The sequence below is a fragment of the Cohnella sp. CFH 77786 genome (genome assembly GCF_019400745.1).
Classification (GTDB): Bacteria; Bacillota; Bacilli; order Paenibacillales; family Paenibacillaceae; genus Cohnella.
Window position 1 is genome coordinate 464252 of sequence record NZ_WJIB01000001.1, and the last position, 17661, is coordinate 481912.

At 60.6% G+C, this 17661-nt stretch carries 17 protein-coding genes; all 17 read right to left on the reverse strand.

All coding sequences use genetic code 11. From position 1 onward, the window contains the following. Positions 1-64: 64 nt before the first annotated feature. Positions 65-1180: a Nif3-like dinuclear metal center hexameric protein gene (locus GE107_RS02200; protein WP_219637824.1), complete on the reverse strand. Its 1116-nt coding sequence runs from the start codon at positions 1178-1180 to the stop codon at positions 65-67. Then, on the reverse strand, positions 1156-1965 hold the full coding sequence (locus GE107_RS02205; RefSeq protein WP_255570093.1) for a tRNA (adenine(22)-N(1))-methyltransferase: 810 nt from the start codon (positions 1963-1965) through the stop codon (positions 1156-1158). Before GE107_RS02205 ends, GE107_RS02200 begins: the two co-directional genes overlap by 25 nt. Beyond that, positions 1962-2801, reverse strand: a complete 840-nt coding sequence (locus tag GE107_RS02210; RefSeq protein ID WP_219637825.1) for a hypothetical protein — start codon at positions 2799-2801, stop codon at positions 1962-1964. The genes GE107_RS02205 and GE107_RS02210 overlap by 4 nt, the downstream gene beginning before the upstream one ends. Before the next feature lie 183 nt (positions 2802-2984). After that, positions 2985-4109: an RNA polymerase sigma factor RpoD gene (rpoD, locus tag GE107_RS02215; protein WP_219637826.1), complete on the reverse strand. Its 1125-nt coding sequence runs from the start codon at positions 4107-4109 to the stop codon at positions 2985-2987. Between the two features lie 33 nt (positions 4110-4142). After that, positions 4143-5969 carry a DNA primase gene (gene dnaG / locus GE107_RS02220; protein WP_219637827.1) on the reverse strand — a complete coding sequence of 609 codons (1827 nt, stop codon included), beginning with the start codon at positions 5967-5969 and terminating at the stop codon, positions 4143-4145. A 37-nt stretch (positions 5970-6006) separates the two neighbouring features. Then, the gene (locus GE107_RS02225) at positions 6007-6468 is read right to left on the reverse strand and encodes a YaiI/YqxD family protein (RefSeq protein ID WP_219638013.1); all 462 of its coding nucleotides are present in this window, start codon (positions 6466-6468) and stop codon (positions 6007-6009) included. A 276-nt stretch (positions 6469-6744) separates the two neighbouring features. After that, positions 6745-7551 (reverse strand): pyruvate, water dikinase regulatory protein, encoded by an 807-nt coding sequence (locus tag GE107_RS02230; protein ID WP_219637828.1) that lies wholly within the window; start codon positions 7549-7551, stop codon positions 6745-6747. A gap of 33 nt (positions 7552-7584) precedes the next feature. Further along, on the reverse strand, positions 7585-9669 hold the full coding sequence (gene glyS / locus GE107_RS02235) for a glycine--tRNA ligase subunit beta (RefSeq protein ID WP_219637829.1): 2085 nt from the start codon (positions 9667-9669) through the stop codon (positions 7585-7587). Continuing rightward, on the reverse strand, positions 9662-10549 hold the full coding sequence (glyQ, locus tag GE107_RS02240; protein ID WP_219637830.1) for a glycine--tRNA ligase subunit alpha: 888 nt from the start codon (positions 10547-10549) through the stop codon (positions 9662-9664). Before glyQ ends, glyS begins: the two co-directional genes overlap by 8 nt. Positions 10550-10990: 441 nt before the next feature. Next, positions 10991-11806, reverse strand: a complete 816-nt coding sequence (recO, locus tag GE107_RS02245) for a DNA repair protein RecO (protein WP_219637831.1) — start codon at positions 11804-11806, stop codon at positions 10991-10993. A gap of 66 nt (positions 11807-11872) precedes the next feature. After that, on the reverse strand, positions 11873-12031 hold the full coding sequence (locus tag GE107_RS02250; protein ID WP_219637832.1) for a YqzL family protein: 159 nt from the start codon (positions 12029-12031) through the stop codon (positions 11873-11875). 99 nt (positions 12032-12130) lie between these two features. Next, entirely contained in the window at positions 12131-13027 is an 897-nt protein-coding gene (era, locus tag GE107_RS02255; protein ID WP_219637833.1) for a GTPase Era, read from the reverse strand. 13 nt (positions 13028-13040) lie between these two features. Then, the gene (gene cdd / locus GE107_RS02260; protein WP_219637834.1) at positions 13041-13463 is read right to left on the reverse strand and encodes a cytidine deaminase; all 423 of its coding nucleotides are present in this window, start codon (positions 13461-13463) and stop codon (positions 13041-13043) included. Positions 13464-13483: 20 nt separating this feature from the next. Next, positions 13484-13858: a diacylglycerol kinase family protein gene (locus GE107_RS02265; protein WP_219637835.1), complete on the reverse strand. Its 375-nt coding sequence runs from the start codon at positions 13856-13858 to the stop codon at positions 13484-13486. Continuing rightward, complete coding sequence (gene ybeY, locus GE107_RS02270) at positions 13855-14397, reverse strand: rRNA maturation RNase YbeY (RefSeq protein ID WP_219637836.1); 543 nt, start codon at positions 14395-14397, stop codon at positions 13855-13857. Before ybeY ends, GE107_RS02265 begins: the two co-directional genes overlap by 4 nt. After that, complete coding sequence (locus tag GE107_RS02275) at positions 14394-16661, reverse strand: HD family phosphohydrolase (RefSeq protein WP_219637837.1); 2268 nt, start codon at positions 16659-16661, stop codon at positions 14394-14396. The genes ybeY and GE107_RS02275 overlap by 4 nt, the downstream gene beginning before the upstream one ends. Before the next feature lie 16 nt (positions 16662-16677). Continuing rightward, positions 16678-17649 carry a PhoH family protein gene (locus GE107_RS02280; protein ID WP_219637838.1) on the reverse strand — a complete coding sequence of 324 codons (972 nt, stop codon included), beginning with the start codon at positions 17647-17649 and terminating at the stop codon, positions 16678-16680. Between the last annotated feature and the right edge of the window lie 12 nt (positions 17650-17661).

Genomic DNA, 17661 nt, shown 5'->3' on the forward strand with positions numbered 1-17661 from the left:
AGCGCGAATCCGTCCGCGATACAACGGGAATCGCTGGCTGATCGTCCAATTCGCCCGGCCCGGTTCACCGCAGCCGGAACGGCTCCGTGTTCACCTGAGAGGCCAGGGCTTGCGTGGCGTATCCTTGTTCGGCGAGACGGAGCTGCAGCCATTCCGCCGCTTTGGCCTTCATGATTTTCTCCGCGTTATGTCCCGGATCCACGAGCGCGAGGCCGGCCGCAGCCGCGTCTTGCGCGGTATGATAGTCGATGTCGCCCGTCACGAGCACGTCGGCTCCCGCGAACATCGCGTTGCGGATAAACCGGGAGCCCGAGCCGCCCAAAACCGCGACCTTGCGGATGCGCTTGCTCCCCTCGCCCACGACCCGGACGAACGGCACGTCGAACGCCCTTTTGACGCGCTCCGCGAATTCGTCCAGGCTCTCGTCCGCCGGCAGTTTGCCGACGCGGCCCAGCCCGAAGGAGCGGCCCTTCAATTCCATGGGATACAAGTCGTATGCCGCTTCTTCGTAAGGATGGGCTTTCAGCATCGCCGCGATGACCGCTTTATGCACGCTTTGCGGCACGATCGTTTCGATTCGCACTTCCGCGGCCGTCTCGAGCTTCCCCTGCCGGCCGATGTACGGATCGCTGCCTTCCCGGGGCATGAACGTGCCCGTCCCCTCCACGTTGAAGCTGCAATGGCTGTAATTCCCGATCCAACCCGCTCCGGCGGCGAACATGGCGTCCCGCACCGCGGCTTGATGCTCCTGGGGGACGAACACCGCCAGCTTATACAGCTTGTCGGTATGGGCTTCACGGAGCACCTGGCGGCCTTCCAGACCAAGCGCATCCGCCATCCAGTCGTTCATGCCCCCGTCCGCCGAATCGAGGTTCGTGTGGGCGACGTACACCGCGATATCCCGCTTCAATAGCTCCGCGGCCAAGGCGCCTGATGGCGTATCGGTTTGGAGATGCGCAAGCGGCCGGTAAATAACCGCGTGATGGGCGATAATGAGTTCTGCCCCCAGCGCTGCCGCTTCGGCAACCACTTCCGGCGTCACGTCGAGCGCGACAAGCACCTTCGAAACTTCCTTGCGAGCGGAACCGACCTGCAGGCCGATTTTGTCCTCCGGCTCCGCGTAATGCTTGGGAGCCAGCCGCTCCATCATCTGGATTACGGTTTCTCCTCTGGCAAACATGCGAGCACCTCCCGAATTTCCGCCACCGCGGTTTCCCATTGCCGGATTTTGTCCGCGGCTCCTTCGGCGGACGAACGTCCCATCTGCGCGATGATCTGTTCCCGCTTCGCGATTTCCTGCCGCCATTTGCGCCGGAACTCGGCCCCTCCGCGGCGAACGAGAAGCGGTCCCATTTCCAGCAGCAGCTGCAGTTTCATCGAAGGTACGCAAGGCGCGAGAACCTTTTCGTCGTACAGGTTCCGGTTTTCGCGTTCCGCTTCGGACCGATCCGCCGGACGCACGGCTCGGAGCAGCGTATAAATGACGCCGTCTTCTTCAAGGAGCTGCTCCCGGTCCAGCAAGTAGCCGTTCTCGATCAGCCAGCGCCGGACCGCATCTTCCGCGACATGGGGAGACAACACTAACGTTCGGACCCCGTTCAGGCGTTCGCCCGCAGCCTCGAGCAGCCTCGCCATCAAGCTGCCGCCCATGCCCGCGATGCATACCGTGTCCACTTCTCCGGGCGCCAGCACCGACAAGCCGTCCCCGTGCCGGACGGACACCGTGTCCGCCAGCCCCGCTTCCGCGACTTGCCGTCTTGCGGCTTCCACGGGACCGGCATTAACGTCTCCGGCCACCGCGAAGCGAATCCTCCCGCTTCCGGCCAAATAAACGGGAAGCAGCGCGTGATCCGTTCCGATATCGGCCAAACGGGCGCCCTCCGGCACCCACTCCGACAACGCCGCGAGCCGCCGGGACAGTTTGACGCGCGCTCCTTCTTCTTTCATGATGTGATCCGCGTTCATCGCACAACCCATTCCATCCATTGTTTTCGAAGCCGGTACATGATCAGCCCCGCCAGTAATGTTTTGCCCAGAAGACCGGACTGGATCCACCGGGAATCCACTCCGCCCATCGAGGCATGAAGCTCCGGCATGAACCACAGGATCAGTCCCGCCGTAAAGAATACGATCCCGACCGAGCGGAACCGGACGTGCAAGTACCATGACAGCCAAGCGAACAGGAGCGCAGCCGGAATCCAGAACAGCTGCGTCTGTCCCCACGACGGCTCCGGAATGTGCCGCAACAGCAGCTTCGCATAGAGGGCAATGACCGATATCCAACCGAACCAGTGGACGAGCGCAAGGCGCAAGATGAGCCCGCAGCCGATGCACATCGCCGCGCAGATCGCGAGCAGGACGATCGGCCCTATCCCTTCCGTCCATCCGTGCAAATCCAGAATGGCGGCTCCCGCTCCGAAAAGGAAGAGCATGCCGCCTCCCAGCGCGAGCAGCGCGCGGACCGGACGGTCTTCCCGCCACATGCCGCCCATCGCAACGAATCCTGTCGTCACGAGACCGACCAGACCGATTTGCAATGCCAGAGGAAACGCGCTAAAATGAAGTACAGCAAGACAGATCAAGGCAAAAATTCCAAAAACAAGCACCCAGCTCTTGCGCGGCGCCTGCCCGATTTTCCGGACCGCCGTTTCTACCGCGCCCTTCGGCCGTTCGCTCAAGTCGTCCAAATACAAATTTTGCAGAAAATCGCAATAATGCTCGGGCAGCAGCTTGCTCCTGCGCCACGCTTCGATTTCATTGACGATAAACTTGCGTTTCTCTTCCTGATCCGCAGCCGGCACCCGACATTCCTCCTGACGTTTCCTGGAACCAAGTATAAACGGCTATTGCCGATTATGGACGGCACCACACGTTTATATCGGAGTCGATTCAGACAAGTAAGGCCAAGAGATGACGCTGCTTGCTGAATCGAAAAAGACCCTCAACCCTCAAGGGCGGAAGGCCTCGATAATCCATATATCGTCTTATTCCAGGAAATCTTTCAGTCTTTTGCTCCGGCTCGGGTGGCGAAGCTTGCGGAGAGCTTTGGCTTCGATCTGGCGGATGCGCTCGCGGGTCACGCCGAATACTTTGCCCACCTCTTCCAAGGTGCGGGTGCGGCCGTCATCCAGGCCGAACCGAAGGCGAAGCACGTTCTCCTCCCGCTCGGTCAGCGTATCCAGCACGTCCTCCAGCTGCTCCTTCAGCAGCTCGTAAGCGGCGGCGTCGGCGGGAGCCAGGGCCTCCTGGTCCTCGATGAAATCCCCGAGATGTGAATCGTCTTCTTCCCCGATCGGCGTCTCAAGCGATACCGGTTCTTGGGCGATTTTCATGATTTCCCGGACTTTGTCCACGCTCAGCTCCATTTGCTCGGCGATTTCTTCCGGCGCCGGCTCGCGGCCGAGCTCCTGAAGCAGCTGCCGGGATACGCGGATCAGCTTGTTGATCGTCTCGACCATGTGCACCGGAATCCGGATCGTCCGCGCCTGGTCCGCGATGGCCCGCGTAATGGCCTGGCGGATCCACCAGGTGGCATAGGTGCTGAATTTAAAGCCTTTCATATGGTCGAATTTCTCGACGGCTTTCAGCAGGCCCATGTTGCCCTCCTGAATAAGATCGAGAAACAGCATGCCGCGCCCGACGTAACGTTTGGCGATGCTGACGACAAGACGGAGGTTGGCTTCGGCCAGCCTTTTTTTGGCTTCCTCGGCTTCGGCGCCGCCGATCTCGATTTTTTTGGCCAATTCGACTTCGTCGTCCGCTCCGAGGAGCGGCACCCTTCCGATCTCTTTCAGGTACATCCGGACCGGATCGTTGATCTTGATCCCCGGGGGCAGAGACAAGTCGTCGTCGAAATTGAACTCGTCACGCTCGTCCTCTTCCCCGTGCGGCCCCCGGTCGTCATGGTCGTTGACGACTTCGATGCCGTGGTCGGCAAGCTGCTCGAAAAATTCGTCGATCTGCTCGGCATCCTGATCGAACGGAGAGAGCTTCTCCATGATGTCTTTATAGGTCAAGGAAGATTTCTTCTTGCCCTGTTCCAGCAGCTGGGCCTTCACCTGTTCCAAAGTGGCTTCCGTCTCAAGCCCGGTGTGTTGATCGTTCGCCATTTCCGACTCCCTCCTCCCTAGAAACCGTCCGCGTTACATCGCCTTGCGTTTCTTTTCTAGGGCCATGATCTCTGTCAAAATTTGCGCGGCGCGCAGATGGTCTCCCGCCCGCTCCGCACGCTGCATCTCTTCTTTGTTTCGGTCGATTTCCCGGGTCAAGGAGACGAGGCCGACGGTGCGGATGCAATCTTCCAATTCCCGTTCGCCGAACGGTACCTCCATCAGCGCGATGGCGCTTGCGGCCCTCTCCAGACGGTCGTCCTGCAAATAAGCGACGAAGCGTCCGACGTCGGGTTCGTTGCCTTCGGCAAAGTAGGCGTATAAGTAAGCGGCAAGCGCCGCGTGCTCCTCCACGTGAAAATCGTCCCCCAGCCGTTCCCGCACCAACGACGCCGTACCCTGGTCCTGCATCATCCACGAGAGCAGCTGTTTTTCGGCTTGAACGTAGGCTGGCGTCAGCTGCGGCAGTTTGGAGGAAGATCTCTTTTCATTCCATACATTATTCCACGATCCGGCAGGAATATCCCCTGCGTTTCCCAATTTCTCCTGCTTCCGAACGTCAAGGACTTCCTGCTTCAGCGTATCGATCGATACGCCGAATTCCTGGGCCAGTTCTTTCAGCAGCAGCTCCCGCTCGGTCGGGGAATCCCGACGCGCCACGAGGCGGACCGCTTCGCGCAAATACCGGATCTTCCCATCTTCTTCTAGGAGTATATGGGATTTCCTTAAATATATAAGCTGAAATTTGACGGCGGAAACGGCACCCTCGATGAACTCCCGGACGAAAGCCTCGGGTCCGTGGGCCGTGATGTATTCGTCCGGATCCATCCGTCCCGGAAGCACGCTGACCCGGACGCGGAATCCCGCGGATTCGAGCAGGGGGATGCTTTTGCGGGCGGCGGCTTGTCCCGCGTCGTCTCCGTCGTAGCAGACGATCGCCTCTTCCGCGAACCTGCGGAGCAGCGCCGCATGCTCGGCGGTGAGCGCCGTCCCCATGGACGCGACCCCGTTGTGGACGCCGCCCGACCAGGCTTTGATGCAATCCACGTAGCCTTCGAACAGAACCACCTGCCTGGAACGCCGGATGGCGGCCCGGGCTTCATGAAGCCGGTACAGCGTTCGGCTCTTGTTAAACAGCGGCGTCTCAGGGGAGTTCAAATACTTCGGCTGTCCGTCTCCGAGCAGCCTCCCCGCGAACGCGGCGACTTTGCCGTCCCCGTCGTGGATCGGGAACATGATCCGTTCCCGAAACCGGTCGACGTAACCGTCACCCTCTTGTCTACGGGAGAGAAGGCCTCCGCGTTCCATTTCGCCAAGATCGAATTCTTGCCGTTGCAGCGCCTGGACGAGCATATCCCACCGGGCCGGGGCGAAGCCGATTCCGAATTCCTCGATCAGCTTGTCCGTGAATCCGCGCGAACGCAGATAGTCCATCGCGGGCTTGCCGGCATCCGTGTTCCGCAGCACGTAATGATACAACTTGGCGGAATAGGCATGGGCTTCGTACAGCGTCTGGCGTTCCTTCTGCATCGGGGTCGGTTCGTCCTGGCGGACCGGGGTCCAACTGACGGGAATGCCGGCTTCCTCGGCAAGCCTTTTGACCGCCTCGGGAAACGTCTCGCCTTCCATTTCCATCACGAACTTGATGACGTTGCCGCCTTTGCCGCAGCCATAGCAATGGTAAATTTGCTTCTCCGGAGTTACGGTGAAGGAAGGTGTTTTCTCCGAATGAAATGGACAGAGCCCCTTGAGGTATTTGCCGTTCTTCGACAGGTGCACGTATCTGCCGACCGTCTCGGCGATGTCGTGCCGGCGCAGCACCTCGTCGATTACCGTCTGGGGAATCATGCCGTTGTTCATGTAAGACCACCTTCTTCAATGCACGTAATACAATTCGCTACCGATTTCGATTCTCCTGCTCGCCTCGCAGCAGAGCTGTCAGTTTTTGTTGAAACCTGATCCTATCCTCGTCGGTAAAAGCGGGCGGGCCCTTGGTCCTCACGCCTCCCCGGCGCAGCTTCGCGGAAAAATGCCGCTGTTCGAGCAATCCCGCGATGTCGGTATCCCGGATTTCCTTCCCGCGCGGCGTCAAAACCGCGGCTCCCCGTGACAGCCCCAGCGCGGCCAATCCGTAATCCCCCGTGACGAGCACGTCGCTCGGCTGCAGCACATTGGCGATATACAAATCCGCGGCCTGATCGCCGGCGTCCACGGTGACGACCTGCACGCGATCTTCCGGCACCAGCACGTGGGCATGGCTGGAGACGAGAAGCGCCGTCGCCCCGCACGACCGCACGGTCCGCGCGATTTCCGGCTTGACGGGACAAGCGTCGCCGTCCACGACCACCCGGTTTCGCATCGGATCCACCGGAATCACCACCCGCTTACCCAAAGTTTGCCGTACTATTATATACGTCAACGAGCTTCAAAATCCTGCCGCCGATTCATCAAATTTTATCATAATACCCGCTGGCCTCCCGCGTGTCAAGGCCCAGATAATGGATGACAAAAGGACGTAATGCCTATCCCTGCGGACACGAAGCGAAAATAATTCCCAAAAAGCGACGTTGCTTCTTGGCGTTAAGGCGCCCGCTGCCGAAAAAACACCGCCGCGATTCGCGGCGATGCCTTGGATCTAACGTTGGAACCGCTCCATGATGAGGCTCGCCGTTTCTTCGACCGCCTTGTTCGAAACGTCGATCACCATGCAGCCGATTTTGTCCATGACTTCCCGGGCATGGCGAAGCTCACGTTCGATCCGTTCGGAAGTCGCGTACGACGCCGTGTCGGGCAGCCCGAGCGCCTTCAGCCTCTCCTTGCGTATCGCGTTCAAAGCCTCCGTGTTGATGGTGAGCCCGACCACCTTGAACGGGGAAACGGTGAACAGCTCTTTGGGAGGAACCAATTCGGGCACGAGCGGCACGTTCGCGACCTTGAAGGTTTTATGGGCCAGCACCATGGACAGCGGCGTCTTGGACGTGCGGGATACGCCGATGAGCACGATATCGGCCTTGTGAATGCCCGTAACGTCCCGCGCATCGTCGTACTTGACGGCGAACTCCACCGCCTCCACCTTGCGGAAATAATCGGCGTCAAGCACGTGGTTCAAGCCGGGCTGATGCCGGGATTCCCGGCCGAAACGCTCCTCCAGCCGGCCGATCAGCGTGCCGAGCAGATCGATGGCGGTTACGCCCCGCCGGGCTGCCTCTGCGACGATGTGATCACGCAGCGACGGAATGACCAGCGTATACAGCACCATCCCGAGATCCTCTTCCGCGGCGGCCAGCACCGCATCGATTCCTTCCGGTGAATGGATGAACGCGGCCCGGCGGATTTGGACCGACAGCGGGTGAAACTGGGCGGCCGCCGCCCGAACCGCAAGCTCGCCGGTATCCCCGGCGGAGTCGGACACGACATAAACGGTTACGCTCGTTTGCGTCATCTCGCGATTTTCCCTCCCGGTCCGAAGCCGCGGTTATCCCGCCAGCTTCGAGAAGTCCGCGAACGATTTGACGTCGTCCGCGATCAGGCCGAGCAAGGACAGCCGGTTCGCTCGCACCGCTTCGTCTTCCGCCATGACCATGACCGCCTCGAAATAACGGGCAATCGGCGCGCTCAGTTCCGACAGCGCGGACAAGGCGTCGTCCATGCGCGCTTCCGCGATCGCCGCAGCGTACTTGCCGTGTACGTTCCGCCAAGCGACGTGCAATTCGCCTTCCGACGGATCGGAGAATAGCGCCGGATCGACACGCCGCGAGTCCGACTTGGCCGCCAGGTTGCAGACCCGGTTGATCGCTTCGGCCACGGGTCGGAACGCTTCCTTGCGGTCTTCGGCGGTTTGCTTCTGAAGGGCGTGGGCCCGCAGCAGCGTCTTCCGGACGTCGCCGGCCGCGCCGGTACCCAGCACGGCATCGATTACGTCGTAGCGGATGCCTTGCTCGGTCAACACGTTTTTCACGCGCAGCGCGAAAAACTCCTGCATGTCCTTGCGGATCCCCGCGATGTCCCGTTTCAGGCCGCGAGCCGCCAGAACGTCGAGAGCGATGTCGAACAGCTCCGCCAGCGGAAGTTCGAACTCATGCTCCAAGAGCGTGGACACGATTCCTGCCGCTTGCCGCCGCAGCGCGTAGGGATCCTGTGAGCCCGTCGGCACGATGCCGATGGAGAAGCAGCCGGCGATCGTGTCGATTTTATCGGCGATGCCGACGATGGCTCCGACCGGGGAAGCCGGAGGGCGATCCCCCGCGTTGCGCGGCGAGTAGTGCTCGTTGATGGCCCGGGCGACGGCTTCCCGCTCGCCGGCCTTGCGGGCGTAATCTTCGCCCATGATTCCCTGCAGCTCCGGGAACTCATAAACCATCTGGGAAACCAGGTCGAATTTGCAGATGTCCGCCGTGCGGCTCACGTCCGCCTTGACCGCATCGTCCGCCGCCAGCCGATCTGCCAACCGGTCGGCTACGGCGCGCATCCGGCGCACCTTGTCGGCCACCGTACCCAGCTCCTCGTGATAGACGATGTTCTCCAGCTTCGCCAGCGCGTCGGGAATCGCCAGCTTCTTATCTTCCTCATAGAAGAACTTCGCATCGGACAAGCGGGCCCGCAGCACCTTCTCGTTGCCGCGGGAAACGACGTCAAGGGACAGCGAGTCCCCGTTCCGCACGGTCACGAAGTAGGGCTGCAGCTTGCCTTCCCGGTTGAGAACCGGAAAATACCGCTGATGCTCGCGCATCGAAGTGATCAGCACTTCCTGAGGGATGTCGAGGAACGAAGGATCGAAGGAACCCGTCAGCACGGTCGGCGTTTCGACGAGGAAAAGCACTTCCTCGAGCAGGTCGTCCTTCACCGCGATCTGCCAGTCCTTGTCTTCAGACAGCTTCCGGATTCCTTGCACGATCGCGGCTTCCCGTTCCGCCACGTCGGCCAGCACGTGCTGCTCTCTCAAGCGCTCCACGTAATCTTGCGGTTCCCGGATTTCCGTCTCGCCGCCGAGGAATCGATGTCCCCGCGTGATTCGCCCGGAAGCGACGCCCGCGATTTCCAGCGGCACGACTTCCGTTCCGTGCAGCGCGACCAGCCAGCGGATCGGGCGTACGTAACGGAGCTCGTAGCTGCCCCACCGCATGCTCTTCGGAAACGTAAGGGAGGTGACCAGGGCCGTAAGCGCTTCGGGAAGCAGCGCGGCGGTTTCGACGCCCTTGCTGCTCTTATTCGCGTACACATATTCGACGCCGCCGAGCTCCTTGAAGATCAGGGCCTCCGGCTCGACGCCGTTGCTTCTGGAGAATCCGCGGGCGGCTTTGGTCCAGACGCCGTTCTCGTCCAGCGCGATTTTGCGGGCCGGTCCTTTGACCTCTTCGTTCACGTCCTCCTGGCGGTCGGCCACCCCGACCGCGAGCACGGCCAGCCGCCGGGGGGTCGCGTAGGCGCGCACCTCTTCATAGGCGAGCCGGCTGGACTGAAGCCATTTCTCGGCCTTGTCCTTGAGCTGCTCCATGGCCGCGCGGACGAAACGGGCGGGCACTTCCTCCAGCCCGATTTCAAGAAGAAGATCCTTAGGCATGTTGGTCAGCTCCTTTCTTGAGCAGGGGGAATCCGAGCCGTTCCCGCTCCTGCAAGTACGTCGCGGCCACTTGCCGCGACAGGTTGCGCACCCGGGTGATATAGCCCGTCCGTTCCGTTACGCTGATGGCGCCGCGCGCATCGAGCAGGTTAAACGTATGCGAGCATTTGAGCGCGTAATCGTAAGCGGGATACACGAGATTTTGCTCCATGGCCCGTTTGGATTCCGTTTCGTACGTCGAAAATAACTGGAACAGCATCGGCACGTCCGATACCTCGAACGTGTATTTGGAATGCTCGTACTCCTGCTGGCGGAAAACGTCTCCGTACGTGATGCCGTCGACCCACTCCAGGTCGAACACGTTCTCCTTCGCCTGGATGTAGGACGCCAGCCTCTCCATGCCGTACGTGATTTCGACCGACACGGGGTGGCAGTCGATGCCGCCGACCTGCTGGAAATACGTGAACTGGGTCACTTCCATGCCGTCCAGCCATACCTCCCATCCGAGTCCCCAAGCTCCCAAGCCCGGATGCTCCCAATTGTCTTCGACGAAGCGGATATCGTGATGGCGGGGGTCGATGCCCAGCCGCTTCAGGCTTTCGAGATAGATTTCCTGAATATTGTCCGGGGACGGCTTCATGATCACCTGGAATTGATGATGCTGGTACAGCCGGTTCGGGTTCTCCCCATACCGCCCGTCCGCGGGGCGTCGGGACGGCTCCACGTACGCCACGTTCCAAGGCTCAGGGCCGATCGAACGAAGGAAGGTCATGGGATTCAGCGTGCCCGCGCCTTTCTCCGTGTCGTACGGCTGCACGACGATGCAGTTTTGCTCCGCCCAGAACTGCTGGAGCGTCAACGTCATTTGCTGGAAATTCATGGTTCAGATCTCTCCTTCTTGGCTTTGAGGGCTCCCGAAAAGAAAATCGGATCAAGCTCGGCAGGGGGCGCGCCGTACGGGAGCAATAGCAAACTTCCCGAATGGCCAAGTAAAACGGCTACGCCGTCCTGATCGGACGGATAGACGGTTTATCGAGGTGATTCAGAAAAGTATAGCGAATTTTATACTTTCTGAATCACCAAAAAGCTCCCGTCTCTACGTCCGCGCGCGCAGACGTAGGGACGGGAGCTTCATTCCCGCGGTTCCACCCTACTTGGTCCCGGATCCGTGAACGGCCCGAAACCCGCTTTTTCCGAAATCGCCTCTCCGGAGCGCCCTTCGCCCGGTCCGTCCGTCCGGGCTCGCACTCTCCCCGGCTCGCTTGGCTGCCGACGGTAACCGGCTACTTTCTCCTTCATCGAGAACCTTATTGATGCCATTCTATCCAACCGGATCGGGATTGTCAAACCCGCGGTTTTCCCGGACTCCGGACTCCGGCGGCCGGCCGAGCAGTTCGCCGTGCCGCTCCAGCTGATCGAGAAATTGACGGGATTTGAGGTTTAAGCCGAGGTGAGTGTCCATCCAGCGGCGCAAGGCCAGCTGTAGCTGCCGCTTGGAACTCTCCTTGAGCGCGATGTTCCCGAGCCTCGCAAGATCGAGCCCAACGAACAGCCGCAGCAGCTTCCAGACCGCCTCGTCGAGCTCGAGCGCCCCCGGGTCGCGGTGCCGGCACGTTGGGCAGAGGGCTCCTCCGACGGCCGGACTGAAGCGGAAATCCCCTTCCGTCCTTCCGCAGCCCGCGCATTCGTCCAGCGCCGGCAAATAGCCGGACGCCCCGGCGATTTTCATTTCATAAACCCTCAGGAGCACGGCTGGATCCTTGCCTTCCGCCAGACCGGTCAGGCATGCCTTCAGCTGGCGGAACAGATAAGCTCCGGCATCCTCTTCCCCGACCGCCCGGTCCGTGAGCTCCGCCGCGTACGCGGCGTAAGCCGGCCCTTCCAAGCCTTCCCTCAGCTCGCGAAAAGGTTCGATGATTTCGCCGCTGTTGAGCGTCCCGAGCGAGCCGGATTTATAGAACGAATATTCCCCGTATGTAAACAATTGCGCCAGCGCGCCGTACCGGCTTTTGGGCTTGCGAGCCCCCCGGACGACGAGTCCCTGCTTGCCGTGCGATTCCGTCAACAAGGTCACGATCTTGTTGCCTTCCCCGTAGTCCGTGCTGCGGATGACGATTCCTTCCACCCGATAGAGCATCGATCAACCTCTCCCCACGGCTCCCTCGGCCGCAGTACCCCTCATACGTCTCCCGCGATACCGCCGTTACGGCGGCACCGCCTCCTCCGGGGCACCGCCGGTTCCCTCCTCCGGGATTTCGGAAGGCGGCGTGTCGGCGGACCCGAGCGCATCCATTTCCTTGTACAGCAAATAGGCTTCAATATCTCCGGTTTTCGTAAACACGTGCCAAGTGAAATCCCGCACAGCGCTTCATCCTCTCCGGGCGGAAATGACATGCTCTTACCCGTTTTAGGATGTCCCGCCGCGCGCCGGGTATCCGCCTCGGCCGCAGCCGGAAACCGCTTATTCGTGCCGGAATCCGAGCGATTTGAGCACCGACTCGCGGTTGCGCCAGTCTTTTTTCACCTTGACCCACAGCTCCAAGAAGATTTTGGAGCCGAGCAGCCGTTCCATGTCCTCGCGGGCCAGCTTGCCGATTTCCCGCAGCAGCGCCCCTTGTTTGCCGATCACGATCCCTTTTTGCGAATCCCGCTCCACGTAAATGACGGCGCCGACGTTCACGACCCCGTTATCGCCCGTTCCCATGCTTTCGATTTCGACCGCGATCGAGTGGGGCACTTCCTCGCGGGTAAGCTGGAGGATTTTCTCGCGGATCAGCTCGGCGCACACGAACTGCTCCGGATGGTCGGTCACCTGGTCGGCCGGGTAATACATCGGGCCCTCATCCAAATATTTGCCCACCTGCTCCAGAAGCGCGTTCACGTTGTTGCCTTGCAGCGCCGATACGGGCACGATTTCCGCGAAATCATGCAGCTTGCGGTATGTCTCGATGATCGGCAGCAGCGCTTCCGGATGCACCTTGTCGATTTTGTTGAGCACCAGGAACACCGGCGTACTGACGTTCTTCAGGCGTTCGATGATGAAGCGGTCGCCGCCCCCGAGCTCTTCCGTAACGTCGATCAGAAACAGCACAGCGTCCACTTCCTCCAGCGCGCTGATGGCCGCTTTGACCATGTAATCCCCGAGTTTGGAGAACGGCTTATGGATGCCCGGCGTGTCCAGGAACACGATCTGCATGTCTTCCGTCGTGTAGACGCCGTGGATTTTGTTTCTCGTCGTTTGCGGCTTGTCCGACATGATGGCGATTTTCTGGCCGATTACCTGGTTCATCAGCGTGGACTTGCCTACGTTCGGCCTTCCTACGATCGCCACGAAGCCGGATTTGAAGCCCTCTTTCATTCCGTTTCGCTCCTCATTTTCGCAAGTCCCGGTTGGTGAATGCTCCGGGCAGCAGCTCTTCCACGGTTGTGATGCGATAATCCCCGCGCAGGTTGCCCATCACGACGGGCATGTCGGGCCGGCACAGCTCCGCCATCACTTGGCGGCAGACGCCGCAAGGGGTAATCGGCGAGTCCGTGTCCCCGATTACCGCCGCGACTTGGAACTCGCCCGGCTGCCGGCCGTCCGCGATGGCCCTGAACAAAGCCGTCCGTTCGGCGCAGTTCGTCGGGCTGTAAGCCGCGTTCTCCACGTTGCAGCCCGCGTGCAGATGTCCGTCGGCGTCCATGAACACGGCGCCGACGCGGAAATTCGAATAAGGAACGTACGCTTTCGCGTACACTTCCTTGGCTGCCTCCAGCAGCCGGATCGGATCCCATTGCCTCTGTCCCGTCATCTTCCGGTTCCCCTCTCGTCCTATCCGAATATCGTCCGCCATAGCGGCGGCCCCAATACGGCCGATCCGGCGGCGGCCGCGAACAGCGAGGCGACGAGCACGGCGCCGGCCGCCGCGTCCTTCGCGGCTTTCGCCAGCGGGTGCTCGGCCCTTGTCGCCAAATCGACCGTCCGTTCCACCGCCGTATTGATCAGCTCTGCGGTCCATACGCCGGCCGCGGCGGCGCCCAGCCAAAGCCAATCCGACAGCCCCACGCGGAGCCATAAGCCCGCGGCCGCGACGACCGCCGCGGCGGCCACGTGAAACCTCATGTTCCTCTCGTTGCGGATCGCGTATGCGATTCCCCTAAGGGCAAACCCGAACGAAACGATCCAGGGAGTACGCGGACGGTTCACCGCGTCAGCCCCGCCTTCGCGAGCACGTCTTCCTGTTTGGAGAACATTTCCCGTTCCCGCTCTTCGTTATCGTGGTCATAGCCGAGCAGATGAAGGAAGCCGTGCACGAACAGGAAACCCAGCTCCCGTTCGAAGCTGTGGCCGTACTCGGCGGCTTGCGCTTCGGCGCGCGGCACGGAGATCACGATATCGCCGAGCATGTCGGAGAACGGATCCCCGGCGTCCGTTTCGTCCTCCCACGCTCCGCTTTCCCCATCGGTCCCCTCGTATTCCTCGTCGAAACGCACCAACGGCTCTTCGCCCACCGTTTCCACCAACGAAAAGGAAAGCACGTCCGTCGGCTTGTCCAAGCCGCGGAACTGCCGGTTCAATTCGCGGATCCCCTCGTCGTCCGTCAGCGTCACCGTTACGATGCCGTCATCGACGCCCTCTGCTTCCCCCGCCATATTCAGCAGCCGCTCGAGCAGCTCCATCCAGGCTTCTTCTTTCGGACCCGCGCCGCCTTCCCGTTCATCGATCCATTCCAGGCTTAGTGTCATGACAGCTTCTCCTTTGGCTCCTTATGCTCTCTCGGCTTCAAGTCTTTGTCGTCGGGATATTCGATCCGCGAGTGGAAGGTGCCGATTACCGTTTCCTTAAGCGACACGGCGATGCGGTCCAGTTCCCGAAGGGTCAAATCGCATTCGTTGAATTGATTGTCGTCCAGCCGGTCCTTGATGATTTTGCCGATGATGCCCTCGATCTGTTCGACCGTCGGATGGTTCAGCGAGCGGACTGCGGCCTCCACGCAATCCGCAATGCCCACGATCGCGGCTTCTTTGGATTGCGCCTTCGGACCCGGGTAACGGAAATCGTCTTCGGTATACTCGCAATCGACCCCTTGGTCTTTGGCCTGCTTAACGGCTTTGTAATAAAAATATTTCAGGAACGTCGTGCCGTGGTGCTGCTCGGCGATGTCGCGGATCGGCTTGGGCAGCTTGTGCTCTTTGAGCAATTGCCCGCCTTCCCGGGCATGCGCGATGATGATCGAAGCGCTCACCTTGGGCTCGAGCCGGTCGTGGGGATTGTCCCCGCCGTTCTGGTTCTCGATGAAATAGAGCGGCCTTTTCGTTTTGCCCACGTCATGGTAGAACGAGCCGACCCGGCACAGGAGTCCGTTAGCGCCTACGGCTTCGGCGGCCGCTTCCGAAAGGTTGCCCACCATCAGGCTGTGGTGATACGTGCCCGGAGTCTCCGTAAGCAGTTTTCGCAGAAGCGGATGGTTCGGGTTGGACAGCTCGACGAGCTTCAAATCGGACAGGATGCCGAACGTGATCTCGAAGAAAGGCATAAGGCCGATAACGAGGACGGCGGCGAGCAGTCCGCTGGCGAACATGAAGCCGACCGATTGCACCAGCCGGATCCGCTCCGGTTCCTCGGCGATCAGGCCGATCGCGAGCACCGCGACCGAGCCGAACAGGCTGACCATGATGCCGGCCTTCAGAATCGCGGAACGCTGACTGGCCCGATGGATCGAAAGCGCTGCGGTGAAAGAAACGACGGCGGCCACGAAGCCGTAATGGAAATCGAACAGGTTGTCCTGCCGCACGTTCAGCACCACGCTGGCGAGCATCGTGAACACGAAAGCGCTCACCAGGCCCATATTCAGGTCCATGAGCAGCGTGACCAGCATGCTTCCGAGCGCGACGGGGGCCAAATAGCCGATGAACGGCCATTGTTCGGAATGCGTTAAGGCGACCAAATGCATCATCAGGATATTAAGGCCGAAAATGAGAAGCAGCATCAGCCACTGCGCGTTGGTCCGCTCCCGGGAAACGTCGGCCGGCGCGGTCATCGCGCCGTATCCGTAAATGCCGAGCGTGAACAGGACCGATAGCAGCAGCACGCCGAGCTGCGGCCAGTACGTCTTGCGCTCCTTGAGCAATTCCATGGCCACGAGACGGTCGTAGATGTCTTGCGTAATGACTTGACCGGCCTTGACGATGACGTCTCCTTGCTTGATCAGGACAGGAGGCGTATTGCGTTTCGCCTCAACCTTGGCGTCCTCCGTCGCCTGCTTGTCATAGAACTTATTGGGAAGAATGACGAGACGCGCCAATTCCTGCACCGTTTCCCGCTCGGTCTTGAGCGAAAGGGAACTGGCGTTGACGAGCTCGGCCACTTTGGTGCGTCCGGTCTCGGCTTCCGTGAGCGGTTCGCGGGTCAGCTTGCGGACGACGTCGCGGCCTACGGTTTTCATTTCCGCGATCTGGTCGACCGTGAGCCTCGGCAGCTTATAGAACGTCTCCTCGGGAACCTTATACAGCTGCGAAGCGATCACCTTGCGCATCTCCTCGAGCAAGGTGTCTGAATAAGCGGCCGAGCCGGTGTTGGCGATAACGAAAGCGTCGATGTAACGGTTCACGAGGTCCGGGATTTCCCGGCGGTAAATGTCGACTTTGTTCGCTTCGGTTATCTGGTCGTCCTGATTCAATTGCTCGATGCGGGCGAAAATTTGGTCCAGCAGCGTTTCGTTGCGAAGAGCCACGATGGAGAAGATCGGAGCGACGTCTTCGGCCGCCTTCTCCTGCGCTTCCAGCGTCGCTTTCTCGTCCGTGTATTGGTGAGGCGCCTTGATGTCCCGCTCGCTGACGCCTCCCAGCGAAATGTTGTACGTTTCCGGAACGAACCGGGAGGCCATGCTGATGTAAAATAAAAACACAAAAAGCAGGAGCAGGAGCCAGCGTATCCATACGCTCTGCTTCCACCCTGCCCGCTGCAAGGTCAGACGGTTGCCCGACGGGCCGCTTCGGTTCCGACTCATCCGGCATTCTCCTTCCTTATGGCTGCTGATCCAGATCCCTGTTGTACGCCATAATGATTTTCTGCACGAGAGCGTGCCGCACGACGTCCTGTTCGGAGAAATAGACGATGCCGATCTCCTCGATGTCGCGCAAAATCCGCTGCGCTTCGATCAAGCCCGATTTTTTGCCTTTGGGCAAGTCGATTTGCGTCACGTCTCCGGTGATGACCATATGGGAACCGAACCCGAGCCGGGTCAGGAACATCTTCATCTGTTCGGGCGTCGTGTTCTGCGCTTCGTCGAGGATGATGAAAGAATCGTCGAGCGTCCGGCCCCTCATGTAGGCGAGCGGTGCGATCTCGATCATTCCGCGCTCCAGCGCCTTGGCGACGCCGTCGGCGCCGAGCACGTCGTTCAGCGCGTCGTACAGCGGACGAAGATAGGGGTCGACCTTCTCTTGAAGGTCGCCGGGAAGGAAGCCCAGGCTTTCCCCCGCTTCCACCGCCGGGCGGGTCAGCACGATCCGCTTCACCCGGCCTTCCTTGAGCGCCGCGACGGCGCAGACGACGGCCAGATAGGTTTTGCCCGTGCCGGCGGGACCGATGCCGAACACGATGTCTTTCTTGCGTATGGTCGTGACGTAGTGCCGCTGGCCGAGCGTCTTGGGAACGACCGGCTTGCCGCGGTACGTAGTCGTGATTTCGCCTTTGAACAGCGACAGGAGCTGGTCCGCTTTCATGTCGCGCGCGAGCTCGAGCGCGTAGCGGACGTCGCGTTCGTTTAACTGCAAGCCGCCTCGGATCAATTGGAGCAGCGTCTCAAACAGTTGTTCCAGGGAACGCACGTCCTGATGCGGACCCTCGACGACGATTTCGGCTTCACGCGAGTGGATGGTCGATTCCGTTTCCCTCTCGATCAGGCGCAGGAACTTGTCCTGCGGACCGAATAACGCCAGCCCCTCCGCCGCATTGCCCAGCGGGATCGTTGCGGTATGCTTCAACTCGGTCAAAAAGCCTCATTC